This window comes from Streptomyces albiflavescens (assembly GCF_014645835.1).
Classification (GTDB): Bacteria; Actinomycetota; Actinomycetes; order Streptomycetales; family Streptomycetaceae; genus Streptomyces; species Streptomyces albiflavescens.
Genome location: NZ_BMMM01000006.1, coordinates 133744 through 158381, shown reverse-complemented (window position 1 = coordinate 158381; position 24638 = coordinate 133744). Strand labels below are relative to the sequence as shown.

Here is a 24638-nt window from a genome sequence, read left to right as displayed (position 1 = left end):
GCGAGTGCGACGTGTGGCGAGTGCGCTGTAGCGCGGCGATCAGCCCGGCGGATGCACCGCCGCCCCGGCCTTCACCCCAGCGGATGCGCCGCCAGCAGATCCCCCAGCGTCTCCTCGTGCGCCGCCGCCGGTCCGAGCGAAAGCTCCAGCTGCTTGGCCCAGGCGTGGTACCGGTGCAGCGGATAGTCGGTGTCGGCGCCGAACCCCCCGTGCAGGTGCTGCGCGGTCTGCACGACTCGCCGTACCCCTTCCGAAGCCCAGATCTTGGCGACGGCCACGTCCCCGGAGGCCGGCAGCGCACCCCCGGCCCCCGTACTGATCCGCCACGCGGCCTGCCAGAGTGTCGCCTCCATGGCGCGCAGGTCGATGTAGCGGTCGGCGGCCTGCACGGCGACCGCCTGGAACGTGGCGACCGGGAACCCGAACTGCTCGCGCTTGCCGGTGTATTCGCTCGTCATTCCGAGGACGCCCTCCCCGAGCCCGAGCGCCAGCGCACACGTCCCGGTGGCCAGCAGTTCGCGCAGCCACTCCCAGGCCCCCTCCGCGTCGATGACGTCCCGGGCGGAGATCCGCGCGGACTCAAGACGCACTTCGCCGAGCCGCTCACCGGTGGTGGAGATCTGCTCGGCGAGTACGACCCCCTCGTGGACGCGGGGGACGAGGGCGAGGACCGCCCGGTCGGCGTCCGTGTGCGCGGGTACGACGATGTAGTCGGCGTTGTGCGCCCAGGCAACCGCCGTCTGCACTCCGTCCAACACCCACACGTCACCGTCCCGGCCGTCCTGCCGTGCGGTCACGGCGAGCTCGGCCGGGTCGTGGCCGGTGCGGCCGTTGGCGGCGACGGTCAGCACGAGCTCGCCCCGTCCCGCCCGGGCCAGCAGCTCCGCCTTCAACTCCGCACCGCCGTACGTCTGCACGGCCACCGCCGCCGCACTGCTCTCCAGCAGCGGCACCCGCGCCAGCACCTTCGCCGACTCGCGCAGCACCAGGCACAGCGCGACCGCGTCAAGGCCCGCCCCGCCGTGCTCCGCGTCGAGCAACAGGCTCAGCAGGTCCGCGTCGGCGAGCCTCGCCCACAGCGCCCGGTCGAAGTCCTCGGCGACGGCGCCCGCGGTGAGCGCGGGGCTGGGCACCCCGTCCGGCGCGACCCCGCCGAACACAGCCTTCGCCGCCTCGACCGCCGCCTGCTGCTCCTCGGTGAAGGTGAAGTCCACGGTCCTGTCCTCCCACGCGCCGGCCAACCGACCGGAGTTCCGGATCTCCGGACTCCCGATCTGACGGATCGTCAAGATAGAACAGGTTCTACGAGAAGGGAACGGTCGGCCTCGACCTACCTGCGGCCACACCGAGCCGCCGGCCTCATCGAACCGTTTGCCACAGCGAGCCGTCGGCCACATCAAGCCGTCGGCCACGCCGAGCCGTCTGCCACGCCCTATCGGTCGAAGTCCAACTCCACAGTCTCCGTGGCCGGATGCGACTGACAGGCCAGTACGTACCCCGCCTCCGTCTCTTCCCGCTCCAGCGCGAAGTTGCGGTCCATCCGCACCTCGCCCGAGACCAGGAACGCGCGGCAGGTCCCGCACACCCCTCCCTTGCAGGCGTAGGGCGCGTCCGGCCGGTTGCGCAGTACCGCCTCCAGGAGCGATTCACCGTCGTGGACGGGCCACGTCCCGCCGCGGCCGTCGAGCCGCGCGGTCACCGTGCTGTGCGCGGGGGCCGACACACGGGGAGCCGTCGCGGCCCCCTCGTCCACGTGGAATATCTCCTCGTGGACGCGCGTCCGTGCCACGCCGAGCCCGCGCAGCGCGCGCTCCGCCCCCTGCACCAGACCGAACGGCCCGCACAGGAACCACCCCGCCACCCGGTCCACGGGCAGCAGCGCCGGAAGCAGCCCGGTGAGCCGCTCCTGGTCGAGCCGCCCGGACGGCAGCCCCGCCTGCTGCTCCTCCCGGGAGAGCACCATCACCAGCTGGAACCGCTCGGGAAAACGGTCCTTGAGGTCGGCGACCTCCTCCAGGAACATCGTCGAGGCCGATGTCCGGTCGCTGCGTATGAGGCAGAACCTCGCTTCGGGCTCGCGCGCCAGCAGCGTCGAGGCGATCGACAGCACCGGGGTGATCCCGCTGCCGCCCACCACGGCGGCGTACAGCCCGGCCGCGGGTTCGAGCGTGAAGCGTCCCGCCGGCGTCATCACTTCCACCTCGTCGCCGACGGCGATCTCCTTGAGCGCGTACGTCGAGAACGCGCCGCCGTCGACCAGGCGCACCCCGACCCGCAGCGTTCGCGGACCCTCGTCGCCGGGGGCGGGCGCCGGTGAGCAGATCGAGTACGTACGGCGGATCTCCGTGCCGTCGACCGTGCGGCGCAGCGCGAGGTGCTGGCCGGGCGCGTGTCGGTAGTCCTCGCGCAGGGCGGGCGGCACCGCGAAGGTCAGGGCCACCGAGTCGTCGGTCAGCCGGTCGACCGCGGCCACCGGGAGCAGGTGGAACCGGGCCATCACAACTCCTTGAAGTGGTCGAACGGTTCGCGGCAGGACAGGCAGCGGCGCAGTGCCTTGCACGCGGTGGACGAGAAGCGGCTGAGCAGCTCGGTGTCGCCGGATCCGCAGTGCGGACAGCGCACCGGCTCCAGCTCCGGCTCGGAGGTCACCGTCCGAGTGGGTCCCAGGGTGACGGTCACCGGTCCCGACGAACGCCCGCCGCGCGGCGGCGCTATCCCGAACTCCCGCAGCTTGCGGCGGCCTTCGTCCGAGATGTCGTCCGTCGACCAGGCCGGGCTGAGCACCGTACGGACCGACACCTCCCGTACGCCGTGCTCGTGCAGTACCCGCTCGATGTCCACGGACATGGCCTCGATGGCCGGGCAGCCGGTGTACGTCGGGGTCAGCTCGACCTCGACCGAGTCCGCGCCCCGGACATGTACGGCGCGCAGTACGCCGAGCTCCTCCAGGGTGAGCACGGGAAGCTCGGGGTCGGGAACCGACCCGGCCAGCCTGAGCAGTTCCTCCTCGACAGCGGTGGTCGTCACCATGACGCCCCCGGGTGACTGCGGTGCAGATGCTGCATCTCGGCGAGCATCCGTCCAAAGGGTTCGGTGTGCAGACCCTGACGACCCGCGCCGGCCGTCCACGCCCCGGACTGCGGTCCCTCGGGAAGGGGCAGGGTGGCGCGGCGCAGGATGCTCCCCACGGAGTCCAGCCAGGCGGCCCGCATGCCGTCCCAGTCGATGTCCACACCCTCGATCGGCTGGAACATCTCGCCCGTGAACCGCCACAGCGCCTCGGACGCCTGTCGCATCCGCTCATGGCTGACGTCGGTGCCGTCGCCGAGCCGCAGCGTCCACTGCTCGGCGTGGTCCTGGTGGTAGGCGACTTCCTTGACGGCCTTCGCGGCGAGCGGCGCGAAGTCGCCGTCCCCGGAGGCCAGTTGCGCGTACAGGAGCCGCTGGTAGGTGGAGAAGTACAGCTGGCGGGCGATGGTGTGGGCGAAGTCGCCGTTCGGCTGCTCGACGAGCTGGAGGTTGCGGAAGGCGCGCTCCTCGCGCAGATAAGCCAGCTCGTCCTCGTCGCCGGCCATGGACAGCAGCACCCGGGCCTGGCCCAGCAGGTCCAGGGCGATGTTGGCCAGGGCGACTTCCTCTTCGAGAACGGGCGCGTGGCCCGCCCACTCCCCCAGACGGTGCGAGAGCACCAGGGCGTCGTCGCCGAGGGCCAGGGCGGCCGCGGTGTTCACGGTGGGCGTCACAGGTGCTTCACCCCCTCTGGAATCTCGTAGAACGTCGGGTGCCGGTAGGGCTTGTCCGCGGCCGGTTCGAAGAAGGGGTCCTTCTCGTCGGGCGAGGAAGCCGTGACGGCGGCGGACGGGACGACCCAGATCGAGACGCCCTCGCCGCGGCGCGTGTACAGATCGCGTGCGTTGCGCAGGGCCAGCTCGGCGTCCGGCGCATGCAGGCTGCCGGCGTGGGTGTGCGAGAGGCCGCGGCGCGAGCGCACGAAGACCTCCCACAGGGGCCATTCGTTGGTCGTCATGCTCGCGCCTTCCCGTTCTCGTCGGCCGTGCCGTCGCTGTGTTCGTCCGCGTGTCCCACGGCGTGTTCCGTCCGGTCGGCCCGCTTGTCCGCGTACGCTGCGGCCGCCTCCCGGACCCATGCGCCCTCGTCGTGCGCGCGCCTGCGCTGCGTGATGCGCTGTTCGTTGCAGGGGCCGTTCCCCTTGAGGACCTCCCAGAACTCCGCCCAGTCGATCGCGCCGAAGTCGTGCTGTCCCCGCTCCTCGTTCCACATCAGGTCCGGGTCCGGAAGGGTCAGGCCCAGTGATTCGGCCTGGGGAACGCAGATGTCCACGAAGCGCTGACGCAGCTCGTCGTTCGAATGGCGCTTGATCTTCCACGCCATCGACTGCGCCGAGTGCGAGGACTCGTCGTCCGGCGGGCCGAACATCATCAGGGAGGGCCACCACCAGCGGTTCACCGCGTCCTGCGCCATCTCGTGCTGCTCGGGGGTGCCGCGGCTGAGGACCAGCAGCAGCTCGTACCCCTGGCGCTGATGGAAGGACTCCTCCTTGCAGATGCGGACCATCGCGCGCGCGTACGGCCCGTACGAGCAGCGGCACAGGGGGACCTGGTTGGTGATCGCGGCGCCGTCCACCAGCCAGCCGATGGCGCCGACGTCCGCCCAGGTCAGCGTCGGGTAGTTGAAGATCGACGAGTACTTCTGGCGGCCGGTGTGCAGCTTGTCGAGGAGCTCGTCACGCCCGGTGCCGAGGGTCTCGGCCGCGCTGTACAGATACAGACCGTGCCCGGCCTCGTCCTGGACCTTCGCCATCAGGATCGCCTTGCGGCGCAGGGAGGGCGCGCGCGTGATCCAGTTGGCCTCCGGCTGCATGCCGATGATCTCCGAGTGCGCGTGCTGCGCGATCTGCCGGACCAGGGTGGAGCGGTAGGCGTCGGGCATCCAGTCGCGGGGCTCGATGCGTTCGTCGGCCGCCACCGCGGCGTCGAAGACGGCCTCGTACGCCGCGGTGCGCGCCGCTTCGTCCGCCGGTCCGTCCGCTGGTACGCGGGCCGTGTGGTGCGCTGCTGCTGTCGCCATGCGGTCCCCCTCGACCTCTCACTCCCGACCGACCGTTCGGTCCACTTGAATCAATGGTCGGCCGAGCGCCGTAAGGTGTCAACCGCTGTGGATAACCTCACGGGCACTGGGTGGATAACCTCACGGGCACTGGTGTGACTGCTGTGTCTTGGAGGGGCTGTGCCGGGTGGCACGGTCTGAGTACGGTTCCGGAGCGAACGTCGCGGTGCGGTGCGGCGTGACGGTACGGTGCCCGCGGCCCGGCGGACGGCATCGGATTCGGGATCGTGAATCGGGGCGGAATGGATGCGTACGACGAGAGCGCGGGGACCGGGCCAGGGCCGGACGGTGCCACGCCTGACGCTTCCATGCCCGACGGGTCCGCGCCGGACGGGTCTGTGCGTGATGGGTCGGCGCCGGACGGGTCTGTGCGTGATGGGTCTGTGTCTGACAGGTCTGTGTCTGACGGGTCTGCGCGAGACGGTTCGGTGCCCGACAGCTCCGTGACCGAGCCCCCCACACCCGAGCCCCCCACATCCGAGGCCGTCGCCTCCGAGGTCGCCACATCCGAGGTCGCCACATCCGAGGCCGGCCCGTCCGAGGCCGTCGCCTCCGAGGTCGCCCCGTCCAAGGCGGCCACATCCGAGGCCGGCCCGTCCGTGGCCCCCGCCTCCGAGCCCCCCGCGTCCAAGGCACTCGTCCGCCAACCGAGGGAGCCGGTCGTCGAGCCACCCGCCCTCACCGGCATAGCCGCCCTCCCCCTTCGCTCGCAGATCGCCGCCGCCCTCGCACTCGCGGTCGTCGCGGTCGTCGCCTGTGTGCACCTCGGCATGGTCTTCCTGCACGTCGCGCCCTCGAACACGGTCACCAAGCAGCACGGCCGGGCGATCGACGAATGGATCTATCCCGAGTTCGAGCAGAACTGGAAACTCTTCGCCCCCAACCCGCTGCAGCAGAACATCGCGATCCAGGTCCGCGCCCTGGTCCGCACGTCGGACGGCACCAGCCGCGAGACCGGCTGGTACGACCTGTCCGCGCTCGACGGCCAGGCCATCGACGGCAATCTGCTGCCGAGCCACACCCAGCAGAACGAACTGCGCCGCGCCTGGGACTTCTACGCCAGTACGCACGACGGCCAGAACCGCCCCGCGGGCCTGCGCGGCGACCTCTCCGAACGCTATCTGCGCCGGATCGCCGTACTGCGCCTCGACCGCGAGCACGCGGGCGGCGCGGGTGCCGTCGTCGAACGCCTCCAGGTTCGCTCCCGCACCACCAATGTTCCGCCCCCCAAGTGGAGCGAGGAGAAGGTGTCCGACAAGCCCATCGTCCGCGAGCTGCCCTGGTGGTCCGTCCCCGACAGCGACCGCAAGGACGGGCTGACGGAGGCGAGCGCCCGATGAGCCGATTCGCCCTGTCGGTCTCGCGCGGCATCGCCCGAGTCACCGAGAGCGCTCTGGGCCCGTACCAGAGCGCCGTGATCCGCATCGGCTTCGCCGTCACCTGGCTGCTGTTCCTGCTGCGCGAGTACCCGCACCGCCAGGAGATGTACGGGCCCGACGGACCGTGGGGCTGGGACCTCGCCCAGCAGCTCGTCGCGATCAATCACTCGTTCACGGCCCTGATGTGGTCCGACAGCCAGGTGTGGTTCGAGATCGTCTACGCCGTCGCAGTCCTCTCCAGCGCCCTGCTGCTGGTGGGCTGGCGGACCCGCACGATGTCCGTGCTCTTCATGGTGGGCGTGCTCTCCCTGCAGAACCGCAGCATCTTCATGGGGGACGGCGGCGACAACGTCATCCACCTGATGGCGATCTACCTGGTGTTCACGCGGTGCGGGCAGGTGTGGTCGCTGGACGCGCGGCGGGCACGGCTCGCGCGGGAGGCACGCCCGCGTGGCGAGCGGACCGGACCCGACCGGGTCGGGCCGGCCCTGTGGGGTGTGCTCGGTCTGACGCTGGCGGGGGTGACGCTCACCGGCTGGGTCGGCCCGGGCTGGCTGGTGTTCTTCTGGGGACTGTGGGCGGTGCAGGCCCTGTGGTGGGTCGTCGGCCGCCGCGCCCGCACCGCGGAGCCACGGGTCCTGCTGGACGTCTTCGCCAACCTCGTGCACAACGGGGCGCTGCTTGTGATCATGGCCGAGGCCTGTCTGATCTACGCGACCGCCGGCTGGTACAAGATCCAGGGCTCGCGCTGGCAGGACGGCACCGCCGTCTACTACCCGCTCCACCTGGACTACTTCTCGCCCTGGCCCGCCCTGTCCGACCTGATGTCCGCGCACGGCACGATCGTGATGCTGGTGACGTACGGGACGGTCGCCGCGCAGGTCGCCTTCCCGTTCACCCTGTTCAACCGGCGGGTCAAGAACGTCCTGCTGGCGGCCATGATGACCGAGCACGCGGTGATCGCCGTGGTCCTCGGACTGCCGTTCTTCTCGCTCGCGATGATCGCCGCCGACGCGGTGTTCCTGCCGACGTCCTTCTTGCGGGGCCTCGGCGGATGGGCGGCACGCGCGCGTGGAGGGCAGTTCGCGGTCAGTGGCCGTACGGTGCCGGGGCCGCGCGAGCAGCAGGAGCGCATCCCGAAGCAGGCCGAGGACACCCACGTAGGCTTCAGGGCATGAACGAGACGGGCGCCCGTACACCGGACGAGGAGATCGGCGCCGGTACGCCGGACGAGGAGATCGGCGCCGGTACGCCGGACGGCAGGAGCGGCGCCGGTGCACAGGACGACGAGCGCGCCGCCGGTGCTCCGGACGTCTCCCACGGCGCGCGTGCCGTCCGCGCCTGGCGACAGCTCGCCGAGGGCTCCGTCCTGCTCGACGGTTTCCACGCGCTCAAGCACGCGGTGCGCTTCCAGGCGCGTATCCCGGTGGCCGTCACGACCGACCGGCGGGCGGCGCTCGCGCTGGCCGACGAGCTGGCCCCCGACGTACGCGAAGCCGTCGACGCGCTGTTGGTGGAGGTCCCGGAGGCGACGTTCGCGTCTCTCGTGGTGCGCCCGCACCCCACGGCGATGGCGGCTCTGGCCGTGCGTCCGTCCAGGGCGGCCCATCTGGAGACGCTGGCCCGCACGCCCCGCACCACGCCCGTCGTCGTCCTCGACAACCCCCGCAACCTGGGCAACGCCGGTGCCGTGATCCGGCTCGCGGCCGGCTTCGGTGCGACGGGTGTGGTCACCACGGGCACGCTCGACCCCTGGCACCCCACGGTCGTGCGCGGTGGGGCCGGCCTGCATTTCGCGACCGCCGTGGAGCGGCTGACGGTGGACGAACTGCCGCCGGGCCCGCTGTTCGCCCTCGATCCGGAGGGCGAGGACATCCGAGGGTTGAAGCTTCCCGACGACGCCGTGCTCGCCTTCGGCTCCGAGCGCAGCGGTCTGTCCCCCGAACTACGGGCCCGCGCCGACCACTTGGTGTCGCTGCCGATGCGCCCCCAGGTCTCCAGCTACAACCTCGCGACCAGTGTGGCGATGACGCTGTTCCACTGGAGCGCGACCGGGGGCGCATCGGCGTAGCCGCTTACGCCTCCCGGCGTACTTCGACCACCCGGAAGCGGTTGGCGACGAACGCCCCGTCGCACAGCGCGGCGTTGGCGGCCGCGTTGCCGCCCGAGCCGTGGAAGTCCGAGAAGGCCGCCGTCTGGTTGACGTACACCCCGCCCGTGAGGTTCAGGGAGAGCTGGGCGCACTCCTCCAGGCAGGCCTCCTGCACGGCCTGCTCGACCTCCTCGTCGCTGGTGTACGCGCCGACCGTCATCGCGCCCTTGTCCCTGATGGTGCGGCGCAGCAGCTCCACGGCGTCCGCGGCCGAGTCGACCGCGACGGCGAAGGAGACGGGCCCGAAGCACTCGCTCATGTAGGCCGATTCGTCGTCCGGCTTGGCGCCGTCGAGCTTCACGATCAACGGCGTACGGACGACCGCGTTCGGGAACTCCGGGTTGCTGATCTCCCGCGAGGGGAGGGCGACCTCGCCGAGACCGGTGGCGGCCTCCAGGCGGGCCTTCACGTCCGGGTTCACGATGGCGCCGAGCAGCGCGTTGGCCCGGGCGTCGTCTCCGAGGAGTCCGCCGACCGACTTCGCGAGGTCGGCGACCACCTCGTCGTAGGACTTGGGGCCCTCGTCCGTGCGGATGCCGTCACGGGGGATCAGCAGGTTCTGCGGGGTCGTGCACATCTGGCCGCTGTACAGGGACAGGGAGAACGCCAGGTTGGACAGCATCCCCTTGTAGTCGTCGGTCGACTCCACGATCACCGTGTTGACGCCGGCCTTCTCCGTGTAGACCTGCGCCTGGCGGGCGTTGGCCTCCAGCCAGTCGCCGAACGCCGTCGAGCCCGTGTAGTCGATGATCCGGATCTCGGGCCGGACCGCCAGGGTCTTGGCGATGCCCTCTCCGGGGCGCTCGGCGGCCAGCGCCACCAGGTTCGGGTCGAAGCCCGCTTCGGCGAGCACCTCGCGCGCGACCTGGACGGTGAGCGCGAGCGGCAGCACCGCGCGCGGGTGGGGCTTCACCAGGACCGCGTTGCCGGTGGCGAGGGAGGCGAACAGACCCGGGTAGCCGTTCCACGTCGGGAAGGTGTTGCAGCCGATCACCAGCGCGATGCCGCGCGGGACGGGCGTGAACTGCTTGGTCAGCGCGAGCGGGTCGCGCTTGCCCTGGGGCTTGGTCCACTCGGCGTTGTCCGGGGTGCGGACCTGCTCCACGTACGCGTACGCCACCGCCTCCATACCGCGGTCCTGCGCGTGCGGGCCGCCCGCCTGGAACGCCATCATGAAGGCCTGGCCGCTGGTGTGCATGACCGCGTGCGCGAACTCGTGCGTCCGGTCGCTGATGCGCTTGAGGATCTCCAGACAGACCACAGCGCGGATCTCCGCGCCCGCGTCGCGCCAGGCGCGCTGTCCGGCCCGCATGGCGGGCAGCAGCACGTCGAGGTCCGCGTGCGGGTACGCGACGCCCAGATCGATGCCGTACGGCGACTTCTCCTCGCCCACCCAGTCGTCCGTGCCGGGCTGGCCGAGGTCGAGGCGGGTGCCCAGGAGGGCGTCGAAGGCGTCCTTGCCTTCCGCCATGCCCAGGCTGCCGTTCTCGCCGTACGCCTTGGGGTGCTCGGGGTGCGGGGACCAGTACGCGCGCGTGCGGATGGCTTCCAGCGCCTGATCGAGAGTGGGCCGGTGCTGCGCGATCAGCTGGTGCGCGGACAGTTCGGCGGTCATGCGGGACCAACTCCTCGTCTCAAGAGTTCTTCGTTGAACTCATGACCTGGGCAGAAACAGCCGGACAGAGTTAGAGTAACCGAACGATCGGTCGGGACAAGGGGGTCCGCCGCATCTGTGGAAAACCCCGTGCGGGAGGATCGCGCACATGACAGCACTCGACCTGAGCCGCCCCGTAGCCGTCGTCGGCACCGGCACCATGGGCCAGGGCATCGCCCAGGTCGCGCTGGTGGCGGGCCATCCCGTGCGGCTCTACGACGCCGTTCCCGGGCGTGCCGACGCGGCGGCCGAAGCGATCGGCGCCCGCCTCGACCGGCTCGTCGAGAAGGACCGGCTCACCGGCGCCGACCGGGACGCCGCCCGAGCCCGGCTCCAGCCGGCCGGGAGCCTCGCCGACCTCGCGGACTGCGTGCTCGTCGTGGAGGCGGTGCTCGAGCAACTCGACGTGAAACAGCAGCTGTTCCGCGATCTCGAGGACATCGTCGAGGACGACTGCCTGCTCGCCACCAACACCTCCTCCCTGTCCGTCACGGCCATCGGCGGCGCCCTGCGCAACCCCGGCCGCCTGGTCGGACTGCACTTCTTCAACCCCGCGCCCCTGCTGCCCCTCGTGGAGGTCGTCTCCGGGTACGCGAGCGACTTCTCGTCGGCCACGCGCGCGTACGAGACGGCCCGCGCCTGGGGGAAGACCCCGGTGGCCTGTGCCGACACCCCCGGGTTCATCGTCAACCGCATCGCGCGGCCCTTCTACGCCGAGGCCTTCGCGGTGTACGAGGCCCAGGCCGCCGACCCGGCCACCATCGACGCGGTCCTGCGGGAATCCGGCGGCTTCAGGATGGGCGCCTTCGAGCTCACCGACCTGATCGGCCAGGACGTCAACGAGTCCGTCACGCACTCCGTGTGGCAGTCCTTCTTCCAGGACGTGCGCTTCACGCCCTCGCTCGCCCAGCGGCGGCTCGTCGAGTCCGGCCGGCTCGGCCGCAAGACGGGACACGGCTGGTACGACTACGCGGACGACGCCGAGCGCTCCGAACCGCACACCGCCGAGAAGGCGCAGGCGCCCGCGTACGTCGTCGCCGAGGGCGATCTGGGCCCGGCCTCCGAACTGCTCGCCCTGATCCGCGAGGCCGGCATCCAGGTCCGCGAGGACGAGGAGGACCACGGAACCCGCCTGGTGCTGCCCAGCGGCGGCCAACTGGTCCTCGCCGACGGCCAGACCTCGGTGGAGTTCCGCGACGTCGTCTACTTCGACCTGGCGCTCGACTACCGCAAGGCGACCCGGATCGCCCTGTCGGCCTCCCAGGACACCGCTCCTCAGACGCTCTCCGAGGCCGTCGGACTCTTCCAGGCGCTCGGCAAGGACGTCAGCGTCATCGGGGACGTCCCCGGCATGATCGTCGCCCGGACCGTGGCCCGGATCGTCGACCTGGCGCACGACGCCGTCGCCAAGGGCGTGGCCACCGAGGAGGACATCGACACCGCGATGCGGCTCGGCGTCAACTACCCCCTGGGGCCCTTCGAGTGGAGCCGCAGGCTCGGCAGGAGCTGGGCGTGCTCCGTCCTGGACGATCTGCACCAGCGCGACCCCTCCGGGCGCTACGCGCCGTCCCTCGCGCTCTACCGCCACGCGTACGCCTCCGAGAAGCGGGATGGCACCTCATGACCACCGCCAAACGCGACACCTACACCCCGGAGAGCCTGCTCTCCGTCGCCGTCCAGGTCTTCAACGAGCGCGGCTACGACGGCACCTCCATGGAGCACCTCTCCAAGGCGGCCGGCATCTCCAAGTCGTCGATATACCACCACGTCTCGGGCAAGGAGGAGCTGCTGCGCCGGGCCGTCAGCCGGGCCCTCGACGGCCTCTTCGGGATCCTCGACGAGGAGCACGCGCGCGTGGGTCGTGCCGTGGAGCGCCTGGAGTACGTCGTACGGCGCATGGTCGAGGTGCTCACCGCCGAACTTCCGTATGTGACGCTGCTGCTGCGCGTGCGCGGCAACACGGACACCGAGCGCTGGGCCCTGGAGCGGCGCCGCGAGTTCGACCACCAGGTGGCCGAACTCCTGAAGGCCGCGGCCGCCGACGGGGACGTCCGCGGCGACGTGGAGGTCCGGCTCGCGACCCGGCTGGTGTTCGGGATGATCAACTCGATCGCGGAGTGGTACCGGCCGGACGGGCGGGGCATGGCCGAGCGGGAAGTGGCCGACGCGGTGGTGCAGTTGGTCTTCGGGGGACTGCGCAGCGAGCGCTGAGACTCAGCCCTCCGGTTCCAGGTCCTCCTCCTCGAAGACCAGCAGGGTGCGCGTACTGAGCACCTCCGGGATGGCCTGGAGACGGGTGAGCACCAGCTCGCGGAGTGCTTTGTTGTCCGGCGTGTGCACGAGGAGCAGTACGTCGAAGTCGCCGCCCACCAGGGCGATGTGAGAGGCCCCCGGGAGCATCCTCAGCTGCTCGCGCACCGTGCGCCAGGAGTTCTGCACGATCTTGAGGGTGATGTACGCCGAAGTGCCCTGGCCGGCGCGCTCGTGGTTGACGCGCGCCCCGAAGCCGCGGATCACGCCGTCCTCGATGAGACGGTTGATCCGTGCGTAGGCGTTGGCCCGCGACACATGGACGCGTTCGGCCACGGAACGTATCGAGGCGCGGCCGTCCGCCTGGAGCATCTGCAGGATGTCCTGATCGATGGCGTCGAGCGGGCGGGCGGGCGGAACGGCGGGGCCGGCCTCCGGTGGCTCGGCCATTTGTTCAGGTGCCATGTCCCCCCGCCTCCCTACCATGGACGTACTGCGTCCATCTCAGGCTGTGCAGGACCGTTTGTCCACAGCCTGGCGGTGCCTGTAGCCAAAATGTGCCGACGACCGAACAATCGGTAGGTGAGGCGCCTCACACCCGTGGTGCGCCTGAAGCCGCTCCCACGAGGAGGTGCCGTTATGACGGTCATGGAGCAGCGAGGCGCTTACCGGCCCACGCCGCCGCCCGCCTGGCAGCCCCGTACCGACCCCGCGCCGCTGCTGCCCGACGCGCTGCCGTATCGCGTCCTCGGCACCGAGGCGGCCGCGCAGGTCGACCCGGGCCTGCTGCGCCGTCTGTACGCGGAACTGGTACGTGGCCGCCGTTACAACACGCAGGCCACGGCCCTCACCAAGCAGGGCCGCCTCGCCGTCTACCCCTCCAGCACCGGCCAGGAGGCCTGCGAGGTCGCCGCCGCGCTGGTCCTGGAAGACCGTGACTGGCTCTTTCCCAGCTACCGCGACACCCTCGCGGCGGTCGCCCGCGGCCTCGACCCCGTCCAGGCCCTCACCCTCCTGCGCGGCGACTGGCACACCGGGTACGACCCCCGCGAGCACCGCATCGCGCCCCTGTGCACCCCCCTCGCGACACAGCTCCCGCACGCCGTGGGCCTCGCGCACGCCGCGCGACTCAAGGGCGACGACGTGGTCGCGCTCGCCCTGGTCGGCGACGGCGGCACCAGCGAGGGCGACTTCCACGAGGCACTGAACTTCGCCGCCGTCTGGCAGGCCCCGGTCGTCTTCCTCGTCCAGAACAACGGCTTCGCCATCTCCGTCCCGCTCGCCAAGCAGACCGCCGCCCCGTCGCTGGCCCACAAGGCCGTCGGCTACGGGATGCCGGGCCGGCTGGTGGACGGCAACGACGCGGCGGCGGTCCACCAGGTGCTCGGCGAGGCCATCGCCCACGCGCGCGCGGGAGGCGGTCCGACGCTCGTCGAAGCCGTCACCTACCGCATCGACGCCCACACCAACGCCGACGACGCGACCCGCTACCGCGGCGACGCCGAGGTGGAGACCTGGCGCGGGCACGACCCGATCGCGCTCCTGGAGCACGAGTTGACCGAACGCGGGCTGCTCGACGACGAAGCCATCCGGGCCGCGCGCGAGGACGCCGAGACGATGGCCGCGGATCTGCGCGAGCGCATGAACCAGGACCCGGTGCTCGACCCCATGGATCTGTTCGCCCATGTGTATGCCCAACCCACCACTCAACTGCTCGAGCAGGAGACCCAGTTGAGGGCCGAGCTCGACGCCGAGGCGGACGGTCCGCATCACCACGGGCCGGAAGGAGCCGGGCGATGACGACCGTTGCTCTCAAACCGGCGACCATGGCGCAGGCCCTCGGGCGGGCCCTGCGCGACTCCATGGCCGCCGACCCGACGGTCCACGTCATGGGCGAGGACGTCGGCACCCTCGGCGGTGTCTTCCGGGTCACCGACGGGCTCGCCAAGGAGTTCGGCGAGGACCGCTGTACGGACACCCCGCTGGCCGAGGCGGGCATCCTCGGGACGGCCGTCGGCATGGCCATGTACGGCCTGAGGCCGGTCGTGGAGATGCAGTTCGACGCGTTCGCGTACCCCGCGTTCGAGCAGCTGATCAGCCATGTCGCGCGGATGCGCAACCGCACGCGGGGCGCCATGCCGCTCCCCATCACGATCCGCGTTCCCTACGGCGGCGGCATCGGCGGCGTCGAGCACCACAGCGACTCCTCCGAGGCGTACTACATGGCGACTCCGGGGCTCCATGTCGTCACGCCCGCGACGGTCGCCGACGCCTACGGGCTGCTGCGCGCCGCCATAGCCTCCGACGACCCGGTCGTCTTCCTGGAGCCCAAGCGGCTGTACTGGTCGAAGGATTCCTGGAACCCGGACGAGCCGCCGGCCGTTGAACCGATAGGCCGCGCGGTGGTGCGGCGCTCCGGCCGGAGCGCCACGCTCATCACATACGGGCCGTCCGTGCCCGTCTGCCTCGAAGCCGCCGAGGCGGCGCGGGCCGAGGGCTGGGACCTCGAAGTCGTCGATCTGCGCTCGCTGGTGCCGTTCGACGACGAGACGGTGTCGGCCTCGGTGCGGCGGACCGGACGCGCGGTCGTCGTGCACGAGTCGGGCGGGTTCGGCGGCCCGGGCGGGGAGATCGCGGCCCGCGTGACCGAGCGCTGCTTCCACTACCTGGAGGCGCCGGTGCTGCGCGTGGCCGGGTTCGACATCCCGTATCCGCCGCCGATGCTGGAGCGGCACCATCTGCCCGGCGTCGACCGGATCCTGGACGCCGTGGGGCGTCTTCAGTGGGAGGCGGACAGCTGATGGCGCAGGTGTTGGAGTTCAAGCTCCCCGACCTCGGGGAGGGGCTCACCGAGGCGGAGATCGTCCGCTGGCTGGTGGAGGTCGGTGACGTCGTCGCCGTCGACCAGCCCGTCGTCGAGGTCGAGACCGCCAAGGCGATGGTCGAGGTCCCCTGCCCCTACGGCGGTGTGGTCACCGCCCGCTTCGGCGAGGAGGGCACGGAACTGCCCGTGGGCGCGCCGCTGTTGACCGTCGCCGTCGGTGCTCCGGCATCCTCCGTCGACGGTGACGCCGGCGACGAGGGGTCCGGCAATGTGCTGGTGGGGTACGGCACGGGGGCGCCTCCGGCGCGGCGCAGGAGGGTGCGGCCGTCCGCCGGGGCGGTTCCGGTGCGGCCGCCGGCGGGTCCGCCCGAGAGTGAGGACCGCCGCACGGCCACCGCTCCCGTGGGCCGCGAGCCGGGGCAGCGCACCGACACGCGCGACGGCGGTCACCGCAACTCCGCGCGGTTGCATGCCGAGGGTCCTGTCCCCGTCATCTCGCCGCTCGTGCGCAGGCTCGCCCGGGAGAACGGAGTGGATCTGAGGGAGTTGGAGGGCTCCGGGCCCGACGGCCTGATCCTGCGGGCGGACGTGGAGTACGCGTTGCGTGCGGCGGCCGGTCAGATGCGGACGCCCACGCCTGCGCCTGCCCGCGTGTCGGCGCCTGCCGCTGCCCCCGGGGAGTTTTTGCAGGCCCCGTCCCTCGCCCGCGGCGTGGGAGCGCCCGCCTCCCCCGGGCTCACCGGGGCGCCGACTCCCGCGCACGGCATCCGCGTCCCCCTCCGGGGCGTCCGCGGCGCCGTCGCCGACAAACTCTCCCGCAGTCGTCGCGAGATACCCGACGCGACCTGCTGGGTGGACGCCGACGCGACGGAGCTCATGCACGCGCGCGTGGCGATGAATTCCGCGGGCGGCCCGAAGATCTCCCTGCTGGCGCTGCTGGCCCGGATCTGCACCGCCGCGCTGGCCCGCTTCCCCGAGCTCAACTCGACGGTCGACATGGAGGCCCGAGAGATCGTCCAGCTCGACCAGGTGCACCTCGGCTTCGCGGCGCAGACCGAGCGGGGCCTCGTCGTACCCGTCGTACGGGACGCGCACACGCGCGACGCGGAGGGGCTGAGCGCGGAGTTCGCCCGGCTGACCGAGGCGGCGCGGACCGGGACGCTGACGCCCGCGGAACTCACCGGCGGCACCTTCACGTTGAACAACTACGGGGTGTTCGGCGTCGACGGCTCCACGCCGATCATCAACCACCCCGAGGCGGCCATGCTCGGCGTCGGCCGCATCATCCCCAAGCCCTGGGTGCACCAGGGCGAACTGGCGGTGCGCCAGGTCGTCCAGCTCTCGCTCGCCTTCGACCACCGGGTCTGCGACGGCGGTACGGCGGGCGGTTTCCTACGGTATGTGGCGGACTGCGTGGAACAGCCGGCGGTGCTGCTGCGGACCCTGTAGCCCCGCCGCGGCCATCCCCGTCCACATGCTGTGCACGGGGATGGCAATGATCCTTCGGACGCCCATACTCGGGGGATGACCTCGTACGAGCGGCCGGCTTCGCCGGAGCCACCGGGTACGCCTGAGCCCTCGGGCAGCCCCGTGCCACCGGGCACCCCCGGCGCCGATGTCCCGTACGACGCCGTCGTGCTCGCGGGCGGCGCCGCGCGGCGGCTGGGCGGCGCGGACAAGCCCGGCGTGCGCGTGGGCGGCCGGGCGCTGCTCGACCGGGTGCTGGCCGCCTGCGCCGATGCCGTCACCACGGTGGTCGTGGCCGAGCCCAGGGCGACCGCACGCCCTGTGGAGTGGGCCCGTGAGGACCCGCCCGGCGGAGGGCCACTGGCCGCGCTCGACGCCGGGCTGCGGCACACCGGCGCGGAGTACGTCGTCGTGCTCTCGGCCGATCTGCCGTTCCTGGACGAGGGGACGGTACGGCGCCTGCTGGCCCCCCTTCTGGAGCGCCGCCCCCCGCAGGGGCCGGCGAAACCTGAGGGCGTGCTGCTCACCGACCCCGACGGCCGGGACCAGCCCCTCGTGGCCGCGTACCGCGCGGAGGCCCTGCGCCGCGAGCTGGCCGTGCTCGCCGCCACCCACGGCGAACTCACTGGACTGCCACTGCGGCGGCTCACCGCCGCGCTCGACCTCACCCGCATCTCCGACCCTGTCGCGTCCTTCGACTGCGACACCTGGGACGACATCGCCGCCGCCCGGGCACGTATCAGGGAGCATGGACACGTGTTGGATGAATGGATTTCCGCAGTCAAGGACGAGCTGGGCCTCGACCTGGACGTCGACACCGGCGTCCTGCTCGACCTGGCGCGCGATGCCGCGCACGGGGTGGCCCGGCCTGCCGCGCCGCTGACCACATTCCTCGTGGGATACGCGGCCGCGCGGGCCGGCGGAGGCCCGGAAGCCGTGGCCGAGGCCGCCCGCAAGGCGGCGGCGCTGGCACTCCGCTGGGCCGACGAGGACTCCTCCGAGGCCAAGCCGGATACCGGAGACGCCACCAAGCCGGACACCGGAAGCACCCCCCAAGCCAAGCCGGACACCGGAAACACCCCCCAAGCCAAGCCGGACGCAGGATGACGCCCGCCCGCTCGACCCGGGACAGCCAGGACGCCGACGATCTCGACGTCGAGGAGGCGCTCGCCCTGGTCAAGGAAGACGGCGCGTCCGCCCCCGAGGGCCGTTCGGTGCCCGCACCCGCCTTGGAGACCGAGCGGACCGGACGACGGTCCACGCACGCCCATCACAAGGCCACCTCCTGGCCCGAGGCCCGCGTCGTCGCCGAGCGAGCCGCCCGGTCCGTGCCCCGTCAGGCCCCCGTCTCCGTACCCCTCGACGCCTCCCTCGGCCTCGTCCTCGCCGCCCCCCTCACCGCGCTCACGGACCTCCCCTCCTTCGACACCTCCGCGATGGACGGCTGGGCGGTCGCGGGGCCCGGGCCCTGGGAGGTACGGGAGGACGGCGTGCTCGCCGGGCATGCGGAGCCCGAGGCGCTCACCGACGGCGAGGCGGTGCGCATCGCCACCGGGGCGAGAATCCCGCCGGACGTCACCGCCGTATTGCGCAGTGAGCACGGGCGGATCGACGACAAGGGGCGGCTGCACGCGACCCGCGATGTCGTGCACGCGCAGGACATCCGCCCGCGCGGCCAGGAGTGCCGCCGCGGCGATCGGCTGTTGCCGGTCGGCGTGCTGGTCACGCCGGCCGTGCTGGGCCTCGCCGCGGCCGCCGGGTACGACACGCTCGCCGCCGTACCTCGTCCGCGTGTCGAAGTCCTGGTGCTCGGGGACGAGTTGCTCACCGAGGGCCTGCCCCAGGAAGGGCTCATCCGGGACGCGCTCGGCCCGATGCTGCCGCCGTGGCTGCGCGCGCTCGGCGCCGAGGTCGTCGCGGTGCGCAGGCTCGGCGACGACGCCAAGGCGCTGCACAAGGCCATCAGCGGCTCGGACGCCGATCTGATCGTCACCACCGGCGGTACCGCTGCAGGTCCCGTCGACCACGTCCACCCCACCCTGCACCGCATCGGTGCCGAACTTCTTGTGGACGGGGTCAAGGTGCGCCCGGGGCACCCGATGCTTCTGGCCCGCACCAAGGAGAAGCAGTACCTCGTCGGTCTGCCCGGCAACCCACTGGCCGCCGTTTCCGGCCTGCTCACGCTCGCCGAGCCCCTGCTGCGCACCCTCGCCGGACGTACGGCCCCGGAGCCGTACACGCTGCCCCTCCAGGACGCCGTGCACGGGCACCCCTACGACACCCGACTCGTTCCCGTTGTGCTGCGCGCCGACCGGGCCGTGCCGCTGCACTACAACGGCCCGGCGATGCTGCGGGGCATCGCGGCGTCCGACGCCCTCGGGGTCGTACCGCCGGGCGGCGCACGGGCGGGTCAGGAGCTGGAACTTCTCGACCTGCCCTGGGCCACCGCAGGGATCGACGTGTGCTTCACATGAGCGTGGACAGACTGCGATTCAGATGAGTCCGAACGGGGGGGTGCGGTTCACATGAATCCGAACGGGGTGTGTTTCACATGAAACCGAACGGGGTGTGTTTCACGTGAAACTTCCGGGCCATGACGCGATCGCCCGCCAAGCGGACGAGCATCTCGTGACCCATCGGGTGGAACTCCCGAAGAGAGTCGTGGAACGCCCGATCCGCCAGGTCCTCAAGCGGCTGGCGATGGCGCTGCTGGTGCTCGTCGCCACCGCGCTCATCGTCTGGGCCGACAGAGATGGCTACAACGACAACTCGGACGGCACGGTCGACCTGCTCGACGCCTTCTACTACGCGACCGTCACCCTCTCCACCACCGGATACGGCGACATCACCCCGGTCAGCGACGCCGCCCGGCTCACCAACATCTTCGTCATCACGCCGCTGCGCGTGCTGTTCCTGATCATCCTGGTCGGCACCACGCTCGAGGTCCTCACGGAACGCACCCGGGAGGAGTGGCGGCTGAACCGCTGGAGGGCGGCCTTGAGGGATCACACCGTCGTTGTCGGCTTCGGAACCAAGGGCCGGTCGGCCATCGAGACCGTCATCGCGACCGGGCTGAAGAAGGAGCAGGTCGTGGTCGTCGACCCCAGCTCCAAGGTGGTCGACGCGGCAACGGCCGATGGGTATGCGGGGGTCATCGGGGACGCGACGCGCAGCGATGTGCTGGACCGGGCGGAGGTCCGCAAGGCCCGGCAGATCATCATCGCCACGCAGCGGGACGACACCGCCGTACTGGTCACACTGACCGCCCGGCAGCTCAACCGCGCGGCGAAGATCGTCGCCGCCGTACGGGAGGAGGAGAACGCGCCGCTGCTCAAGCAGTCCGGCGCCGACGCCGTCATCACCAGCGCCAGCGCCGCAGGCCGACTGCTCGGACTCTCCGTGCTCAGCCCCGCCGCGGGCATGGTCATGGAGGACCTCATCCAGCAGGGCAGCGGGCTCGACATCGTCGAACGGCCGATCATAAAGTCCGAGGTCGGCAAGGGCGTACGCGAGACGGACGACCTGGTGGTCAGCGTCGTACGAGGGCACCGGGTCCTTGGCTACGACGACCCGGCGGTCGGGACACTCCAGTTGACGGACCGCCTCATCACGATCGTGCGGGCGACACCGGGCACACAGGTGGCGCCCCATATGCGACCGCTTCCTCGGGACTAGGGCCTGTCGTCACATTCCCGTCTGCCCCGCGACGCCTGGCACGCACTCTCGCCGCACCAGGCGAAAGCCCAAGTACGTCCAGGACCCATCCGGGCGAGGAGTCTCCCGACACCCCGGCCTGGGCCGAGGAGTAGCGTCCCCCTCATGTACGCGATCACGATTCCAGAACCTGGTGGGCCCGAGGCGCTGGTGTGGGACGAGGTCCCGGATCCGGTGCCCGCCGAGGGCGAAGTGCTGGTCGAGGTGGTGGCCAGCGCCGTCAACCGCGCCGACCTGCTCCAGCGGCAGGGCTTCTACAACCCGCCGCCCGGTGCGTCCCCGTACCCCGGGCTCGAATGTTCGGGACGCATCGTCGAGATCGGTCCCGGTGTGTCGGGGTGGGCGGTCGGTGACGAGGTGTGTGGGCTGCTCGCGGGCGGCGGATATGCCGAGAAGGTCGCCGTTCCGGCCGGTCAGCTGCTCCCCGTGCCAGCGGGCCTGGACGTCCGGCAGGCGGCCGCGCTGCCCGAGGTGACCTGCACCGTCTGGTCCAACGTCTTCATGGTGTCCCACCTGCGGCCGGGCGAGACCTTGCTCGTGCACGGCGGCTCCAGCGGTATCGGCACCATGGCGATCCAGCTGGCGAAGGCCGTCGGCGCGAAGGTCGCGGTCACGGCGGGCAGCAAGGAGAAGCTCGACTTCTGCGCCGAGCTGGGCGCGGACATCCTGATCAACTACCGCGAGCAGGACTTTGTCGAGGAGATCAAGCAGGCCACGGACGGCAGCGGCGCCGATGTCATCCTCGACAACATGGGCGCCAAGTACCTGGACCCGAATGTGCGCACCCTCGCCGTCAACGGACGGCTCGCGATCATCGGCATGCAGGGCGGAATCAAGGCCGAGCTGAACATCGCCACCCTCCTCAACAAGCGTGCCGCCATCAGTGCCACCTCACTGCGCGCCCGCCCGCTCGGCGAGAAGGCGGCGATCGTGGCGGCCGTACGTGAGCACGTCTGGCCGCTGATCGACTCCGGCCACGTACGCCCGATCATCGACCGCGAGCTGCCGATGAGCGACGCGGCGGCGGCGCACCGGATCCTGGAGGAGAGCGGCCACATCGGCAAGGTGCTACTCGTCGCTCCCTAGCGAACGCGCTCCCTGGCCGGCGCGCTCGTGGCGAACGCGCTCCCTGGTCAGCGCGCTCCTGGGGAGCGCGCTGACCGCGCGGCGGCGTCGTACGCCTTCAGCGGCGCCGTACGCGCAGGGCGACGAAGGCCAACCCAAGGCCCAGTCCCATCAGGATCAGTCCGCTGCCGAGGGGCAGGATCTGGAGGACCGGTTCGGGGGCGGGTGGCGGGACGACCGCGTTCTGCTGGACGGGGATCACCGCGTTCCCGGACGGCTCGGCTGCGGCGCTCGCCTCCTGGCGGTCCGGGACGGCGGGATCGCGGCCGGCGTCCGTCGGCTCCGCCTCCCCCGTGTCGTCAGCGGTGTCCGGCCCCGTTGGCTCCGCGCGCCCGGGCCGGACGCGCCCCTGACCTGCGACGCTCCCCGCGCGGGAGGCGTCGGCGGACGGGGCGGGCTCGGCGGCGTACGACAGCGGTACGGCGCCCGTCATGAGGACGAGCAGCAGTCCCGTCACGTGCAGCGTGCGAAGCCATGGAGTCATTCCGGTGACCCCCTCCTGGTGAGGAGTCCCCGAGATCAACGCGACCAGCCTCACACGCTCCTTCTGACCCGGCATCCCGGCGGACGCCCAGAGAGGGACATACATGGTGGATCACCCCGCACCGGGGGCACCACCGTGGTGTGGTGTGCGGTGCGAGAGAATGGCGGCATGGAGATGCCGAGGAACGAAAGGTCGCCGGAGAACCCTCAGATCCTGGTCGTGGGCCAGGACGGGATGGCTCTCGGCGGCACCGGAGACGAGGACTCCCGCGAGGTCCCGGTGACTGAGATGGTGGAACAGCCGGCCAAGGTGATGCGCATCGGCAGCATGATCAAGCAGCTGCTGGAGGAAGTGCGTGCCGCACCTCTCGACGAGGCGAGCCGTGTCCGGCTCAAGGAGATCCACGCGAGCTCCGTGAAGGAGCTGGAGGACGGCCTGGCCCCCGAGCTCGTCGAGGAACTGGAGCGGCTCTCCCTGCCCTTTACGGACGAGGCGACGCCCAGCGATGCCGAACTGCGGATCGCGCAGGCCCAGTTGGTGGGCTGGCTCGAGGGACTCTTCCACGGGATCCAGACGACCCTGTTCGCCCAGCAGATGGCGGCCAGGGCCCAGCTGGAGTCGATGCGCCGCGCGCTCCCGCCCGGTGTCGGAGGCCCCGACGGCGACGAGGACCGCGCTGGAGGCCGCTCGGGCGGACCGTACCTGTAACCGGGGAGCGACACCCCCTACGAAACCGGGGAGCGACAGTCCCCGCACAAGAGCCCGGCACGAAAGTGCCGGGCTCTTCGCTCGTCAGAGGCGGGTCAGCCCGCGCCGAACGTGGATCAGGACGGGTCGCCCGTCGAGACCTTGAGCTCGATCTCGGGCATGTTCTTCGGGTCGACGTCCGTTCCTTCGGAGGGGAACTGGTCCATGATCGTGCCCTCGCCGTACGTGTTCTCGTCGACCTTCGTCTCCTTCATCTGCCAGCCCGCGGCCTGGAAGCAGGACTTGACCGACTTGATGTTCTTGTAGGTGAAGTCGGGGACCTGGATCTTGTTCGGGTCGTCGTACGACTCCTGCGGCTCCGTGCACTTGGCCGTCTCGATCGTCTTCGTCGTGTCCGGACCCTTGTGCCCCGCCACCACGGAGGGTGACGTGCTGGCGTTGTTGCCGCCCTTGTCGTCGTCGCTGCCGCCGTTCAGCGTGAGCGCCGTGATCAGGCCGCCGATCGCGACGAGCGCGACCACGATCGCCCCGACGACGACTCCCTTGTTGCTCTTCTTGCCCCCCGAACCGCCCGAGACGGGGGGCGTGGGCTGGGGCGCGAGGTTGTACGGCGGCGGAGTGGACGTCGCCTGCTGCGGGGAGTACGCCGCGGTCTGCGGCGGAGTCTGGTAGCCGCCCTGCTGCGGATAGCCGTACGCCGGGGAAGGGGACGGCGCCGAGGTCGGCGTGCCGTACGGGCCCGGCTGGTACGGCGTCTGTACGGGGCCCGGCGCCGGGGTGCCCTGCTCGACGGGCGGGAAGACGGCGGAGCCGACGCCCGCGCCGCTCGACGTCTGGGCGCCCGGCACGATGCTCGGCGCGGCGGCCTGGAACGACTGGGCCACGCGCAGGCACTCGTCGCGCATGCTCTCGGCGCTCGGGAAACGCTCGTTCGGGTTCTTCTTCAGCGCGCGGGCCACCAGCGCGTCCACGGCCGGGGGCAGCGAGCGGTTGATCGAGGAGGGCGCGACCGGCTCCTCCTGGACATGCGCGTAGGCGATGGCCAGCGGCGAGTCCGCCTCGAACGGCAGCCGCCCGGTGACCAGTTGGAACAGCATGATGCCGACCGAGTACAGGTCGGATCTGGCGTCCACGCCTCTGCCGAGGGCCTGCTCCGGGGAGAGGTACTGCGGGGTGCCGACGACCATTCCGGTCTGCGTCATCGAGGTGACACCGGATTGCATGGCGCGGGCGATGCCGAAGTCCATCACCTTGACGACACCGCGCTTCGTCATCATCACGTTGCCCGGCTTGATGTCCCGGTGGACCAGGCCCATTTCGTGGCTGATCTCCAGGGCCGCCAGTACGTCCGCGGTGATCTTCAGGGCCTTGTCGGCGGGCATGGCGCCGTACTGCGCGATGTCCTGGTCGAGCACGGAGCCGAGCGGGCGGCCCTCGACGTACTCCATGACGATGTACGGAGTCGTCATGCCGTCGAGGTCGTCCTCGCCGGTGTCGAAGACCGAGACGATGTTCGTGTGCGTGAGCTTCGCCACCGACTGGGCCTCGCGGCGGAAGCGCTCGCGGAAGGCCTGTTCGCGGCCGAGCTCGGTGTGCAGGGTCTTGATCGCCACTTGGCGGTCGAGCACCGAGTCGTACGCGAGATGCACCGAGGCCATGCCGCCCTCGCCGAGCAGATCGCGCAGCTGGTAGCGGCCGCCGGCGACCGCACGCCCCGCGTACCGGCCCTGTGCGCCGTCCTGGCTCATGTTCTG

Annotated in this window: 23 protein-coding genes; 13 read left to right on the top strand and 10 right to left on the bottom strand. The window is 71.3% G+C overall.

What is annotated here, in order from left to right:
* Positions 1 to 71 precede the first annotated feature (71 nt).
* The 6 genes from IEY95_RS18225 to paaA all read right to left on the bottom strand — a co-directional run bounded on the left by IEY95_RS18225 (position 72) and on the right by paaA (position 5088).
* On the bottom strand, positions 72 to 1214 hold the full coding sequence (locus IEY95_RS18225; RefSeq protein ID WP_189187096.1) for an acyl-CoA dehydrogenase family protein: 1143 nt from the start codon (positions 1212 to 1214) through the stop codon (positions 72 to 74).
* A 218-nt stretch (positions 1215 to 1432) separates the two neighbouring features.
* On the bottom strand, positions 1433 to 2497 hold the full coding sequence (locus IEY95_RS18220; protein ID WP_189187095.1) for a 2Fe-2S iron-sulfur cluster-binding protein: 1065 nt from the start codon (positions 2495 to 2497) through the stop codon (positions 1433 to 1435).
* The gene (paaD, locus tag IEY95_RS18215; RefSeq protein ID WP_189187094.1) at positions 2497 to 3030 is read right to left on the bottom strand and encodes a 1,2-phenylacetyl-CoA epoxidase subunit PaaD; all 534 of its coding nucleotides are present in this window, start codon (positions 3028 to 3030) and stop codon (positions 2497 to 2499) included. Before paaD ends, IEY95_RS18220 begins: the two co-directional genes overlap by 1 nt.
* Positions 3024 to 3743 carry a 1,2-phenylacetyl-CoA epoxidase subunit PaaC gene (paaC, locus tag IEY95_RS18210; RefSeq protein ID WP_189187093.1) on the bottom strand — a complete coding sequence of 240 codons (720 nt, stop codon included), beginning with the start codon at positions 3741 to 3743 and terminating at the stop codon, positions 3024 to 3026. The genes paaD and paaC overlap by 7 nt, the downstream gene beginning before the upstream one ends.
* Positions 3740 to 4027, bottom strand: coding sequence for a 1,2-phenylacetyl-CoA epoxidase subunit PaaB (gene paaB / locus IEY95_RS18205; protein WP_189187092.1), 288 nt, complete (start codon positions 4025 to 4027; stop codon positions 3740 to 3742). Before paaB ends, paaC begins: the two co-directional genes overlap by 4 nt.
* The gene (gene paaA / locus IEY95_RS18200) at positions 4024 to 5088 is read right to left on the bottom strand and encodes a 1,2-phenylacetyl-CoA epoxidase subunit PaaA (RefSeq protein WP_229703122.1); all 1065 of its coding nucleotides are present in this window, start codon (positions 5086 to 5088) and stop codon (positions 4024 to 4026) included. Before paaA ends, paaB begins: the two co-directional genes overlap by 4 nt.
* Positions 5089 to 5570: 482 nt before the next feature.
* On the opposite strand from paaA, the gene IEY95_RS18195 reads away from it, so the two are divergent.
* From IEY95_RS18195 to IEY95_RS18185, 3 genes are read left to right on the top strand one after another with little or no spacing between them, the layout of a single operon-like run.
* Positions 5571 to 6467, top strand: coding sequence for a DUF5819 family protein (locus tag IEY95_RS18195; RefSeq protein ID WP_308429322.1), 897 nt, complete (start codon positions 5571 to 5573; stop codon positions 6465 to 6467).
* Positions 6464 to 7684 carry an HTTM domain-containing protein gene (locus tag IEY95_RS18190; RefSeq protein WP_189187090.1) on the top strand — a complete coding sequence of 407 codons (1221 nt, stop codon included), beginning with the start codon at positions 6464 to 6466 and terminating at the stop codon, positions 7682 to 7684. Before IEY95_RS18195 ends, IEY95_RS18190 begins: the two co-directional genes overlap by 4 nt.
* Entirely contained in the window at positions 7681 to 8577 is an 897-nt protein-coding gene (locus IEY95_RS18185; protein ID WP_229703120.1) for a TrmH family RNA methyltransferase, read from the top strand. The genes IEY95_RS18190 and IEY95_RS18185 overlap by 4 nt, the downstream gene beginning before the upstream one ends.
* 4 nt (positions 8578 to 8581) lie before the next feature.
* Here IEY95_RS18185 and paaN read toward each other — a convergent pair whose 3' ends face one another.
* Positions 8582 to 10273, bottom strand: coding sequence for a phenylacetic acid degradation protein PaaN (paaN, locus tag IEY95_RS18180; protein ID WP_189187089.1), 1692 nt, complete (start codon positions 10271 to 10273; stop codon positions 8582 to 8584).
* 148 nt (positions 10274 to 10421) lie between these two features.
* Between paaN and IEY95_RS18175 the strand changes: the two genes are divergently transcribed.
* Both IEY95_RS18175 and IEY95_RS18170 read left to right on the top strand, forming a co-directional pair.
* Positions 10422 to 11936 (top strand): 3-hydroxyacyl-CoA dehydrogenase, encoded by a 1515-nt coding sequence (locus IEY95_RS18175; RefSeq protein ID WP_189187088.1) that lies wholly within the window; start codon positions 10422 to 10424, stop codon positions 11934 to 11936.
* Positions 11933 to 12523, top strand: a complete 591-nt coding sequence (locus tag IEY95_RS18170; RefSeq protein WP_189187087.1) for a TetR/AcrR family transcriptional regulator — start codon at positions 11933 to 11935, stop codon at positions 12521 to 12523. The genes IEY95_RS18175 and IEY95_RS18170 overlap by 4 nt, the downstream gene beginning before the upstream one ends.
* 3 nt (positions 12524 to 12526) lie before the next feature.
* Here the strand turns inward: IEY95_RS18170 and IEY95_RS18165 are convergent, their stop codons facing one another.
* Positions 12527 to 13012, bottom strand: a complete 486-nt coding sequence (locus IEY95_RS18165; RefSeq protein WP_189187360.1) for an Lrp/AsnC family transcriptional regulator — start codon at positions 13010 to 13012, stop codon at positions 12527 to 12529.
* Between the two features lie 189 nt (positions 13013 to 13201).
* Between IEY95_RS18165 and pdhA the strand changes: the two genes are divergently transcribed.
* The 7 genes from pdhA to IEY95_RS18130 all read left to right on the top strand — a co-directional run bounded on the left by pdhA (position 13202) and on the right by IEY95_RS18130 (position 21653).
* Positions 13202 to 14362 carry a pyruvate dehydrogenase (acetyl-transferring) E1 component subunit alpha gene (pdhA, locus tag IEY95_RS18160; RefSeq protein WP_189187086.1) on the top strand — a complete coding sequence of 387 codons (1161 nt, stop codon included), beginning with the start codon at positions 13202 to 13204 and terminating at the stop codon, positions 14360 to 14362.
* Positions 14359 to 15363 (top strand): alpha-ketoacid dehydrogenase subunit beta, encoded by a 1005-nt coding sequence (locus IEY95_RS18155; protein WP_189187085.1) that lies wholly within the window; start codon positions 14359 to 14361, stop codon positions 15361 to 15363. The genes pdhA and IEY95_RS18155 overlap by 4 nt, the downstream gene beginning before the upstream one ends.
* Entirely contained in the window at positions 15363 to 16835 is a 1473-nt protein-coding gene (locus tag IEY95_RS18150; protein WP_189187084.1) for a dihydrolipoamide acetyltransferase family protein, read from the top strand. The genes IEY95_RS18155 and IEY95_RS18150 overlap by 1 nt, the downstream gene beginning before the upstream one ends.
* Before the next feature lie 75 nt (positions 16836 to 16910).
* Positions 16911 to 17960, top strand: coding sequence for an NTP transferase domain-containing protein (locus IEY95_RS18145; RefSeq protein WP_189187083.1), 1050 nt, complete (start codon positions 16911 to 16913; stop codon positions 17958 to 17960).
* A complete protein-coding gene (locus IEY95_RS18140) occupies positions 17957 to 19327 on the top strand; it encodes a molybdopterin molybdotransferase MoeA (protein ID WP_189187082.1) in 1371 nt (456 codons plus the stop codon). The genes IEY95_RS18145 and IEY95_RS18140 overlap by 4 nt, the downstream gene beginning before the upstream one ends.
* Before the next feature lie 103 nt (positions 19328 to 19430).
* Entirely contained in the window at positions 19431 to 20528 is a 1098-nt protein-coding gene (locus IEY95_RS18135; protein WP_189187081.1) for a potassium channel family protein, read from the top strand.
* A gap of 144 nt (positions 20529 to 20672) precedes the next feature.
* Positions 20673 to 21653: an NAD(P)H-quinone oxidoreductase gene (locus tag IEY95_RS18130; RefSeq protein WP_189187080.1), complete on the top strand. Its 981-nt coding sequence runs from the start codon at positions 20673 to 20675 to the stop codon at positions 21651 to 21653.
* Between the two features lie 97 nt (positions 21654 to 21750).
* Here the strand turns inward: IEY95_RS18130 and IEY95_RS18125 are convergent, their stop codons facing one another.
* Complete coding sequence (locus tag IEY95_RS18125; RefSeq protein WP_189187079.1) at positions 21751 to 22176, bottom strand: hypothetical protein; 426 nt, start codon at positions 22174 to 22176, stop codon at positions 21751 to 21753.
* A gap of 168 nt (positions 22177 to 22344) precedes the next feature.
* On the opposite strand from IEY95_RS18125, the gene IEY95_RS18120 reads away from it, so the two are divergent.
* A complete protein-coding gene (locus IEY95_RS18120; RefSeq protein ID WP_189187078.1) occupies positions 22345 to 22884 on the top strand; it encodes a bacterial proteasome activator family protein in 540 nt (179 codons plus the stop codon).
* Between the two features lie 116 nt (positions 22885 to 23000).
* Here IEY95_RS18120 and IEY95_RS18115 read toward each other — a convergent pair whose 3' ends face one another.
* The gene (locus IEY95_RS18115) at positions 23001 to 24632 is read right to left on the bottom strand and encodes a protein kinase domain-containing protein (RefSeq protein ID WP_189187077.1); all 1632 of its coding nucleotides are present in this window, start codon (positions 24630 to 24632) and stop codon (positions 23001 to 23003) included.
* Positions 24633 to 24638: the final 6 nt, after the last annotated feature.